Annotated in this window: 1 protein-coding gene; it reads left to right on the forward strand. The window is 75.2% G+C overall.

Annotation, left to right across the window (positions count from 1 at the left end; all coding sequences use genetic code 11):
- The first annotated feature begins 62 nt into the window (after positions 1-62).
- Positions 63-1,280, forward strand: a complete 1,218-nt coding sequence (gene thrS, locus ACWEVO_RS36560; RefSeq protein WP_452311956.1) for a threonine--tRNA ligase — start codon at positions 63-65, stop codon at positions 1,278-1,280.
- Positions 1,281-1,329: the final 49 nt, after the last annotated feature.

Raw genomic sequence — 1,329 nt, forward strand, 5'->3', positions numbered from 1 at the left:
CGGGGCCTCGCGGCGTTCCGGGCCAGCTCGCCTCCGGGTCGTACCCGATCAAGGAGAGCGACATGATCGACCACCGCAGGCTCGGCCGGGAGCTGGAGCTGTTCGTCTCCGACCCCCTCGCCGGCGCCGGGCTGCCCATCTGGCTGCCGGCCGGCGCCGCCGCCCGGCACGCCGTCGAGGAGTACGTGCGGGACCTGGAGCGCCGGGCCGGCTACCGGCACGTCTACTCGCCGCCGCTGGGCAAGCGGGAGCTGTTCGAGATCTCCGGCCACCTCGGCTACTTCGCCGACGACATGTTCCCGCCGATGCGGCTGAGCGCCGACGACGAGTTCGTGCTGCGTCCGGCGCTCTGCCCGCACCACGCGCTGGTCTACCGTGCCCGCGGCCGCTCCTACCGGGAGCTGCCGCTGCGGGTCGCCGAGATCGGCGGGATGTACCGGGCGGAGCGGTCCGGGGTGCTGGGCGGGCTGTCCCGGGTGCGCGCCATCTCGCTGAACGACTCGCACAACTTCTGCGCCCTGGAGCAGGTGGGCGACGAGGTACGGGAGATCCTCCGGCTGATCCGGGAGGCGCACGCCGCGCTCGGCGTGCGGCCGGCCGGGTTCCGGCTGTCGCTGCGCGGGCCGGGGGAGAAGTACGTCGGCGACGACGCCCAGTGGGCGCGGGCCGAGGAGCTGCTCCGGGCCGCCCTCGACGGGGTCGACTTCACCGAGGGACCCGGTGAGGCGGCGTTCTACGGCCCGAAGATCGACATCCAGATCGTCGACGCGGCCGGCCGGGAGTCGACCATCTCCACCATCCAGCTCGACTTCGACAAGCCCGAGAAGTTCGACCTGTCGTACACCGACGCGGACGGGAGCCGGAAACGGCCGGTGATGGTGCACCGGAGCCTGGTCGGCAGCATGGAACGGCTCTTCGCCTACCTGATCGAGGTGCACGCGGGCGCCTTCCCCGTCTGGTACGCCCCGGTGCAGCTGGTGCTCCTGCCGGTCGACGGCGGCCAGGCGGACGTGGCCGACGCGCTGGCCCGCCGGGCCGAGGCGGCCGGGCTGCGGGTCGAGGTCGACCACGCCGGGTCGCTGGGCGCCCGGATCCGCGACGCGGCCCGCCGCAAGGTGCCGTACGTCGGGGTGATCGGCGCCCGGGAGGCCGCCGACGGTTCGGTCTCCCTGCGCCTGCGGGACGGGCGCGGGCTGGACCCGATGCCGGCGGCCGCGGCGCTGGGGTTGATCGGCGCGGTGGTGGCCGGCCGCTCGGCCGACCTGCTGCCGCCCGCCTGACTCCCGCCGGGCCGGGCCGCCCGGGTGACCACCGGTCACCCGGGCGGCG

The organism is Micromonospora sp. NPDC003776 (assembly GCF_053605645.1).

Coding starts and splice junctions, on each gene's coding strand:
- thrS (WP_452311956.1), top strand. CDS start 63: ATGATCGACCACCGCAGGCTCGGCCGGGAGCTGGAGCTGTTCGTCTCC.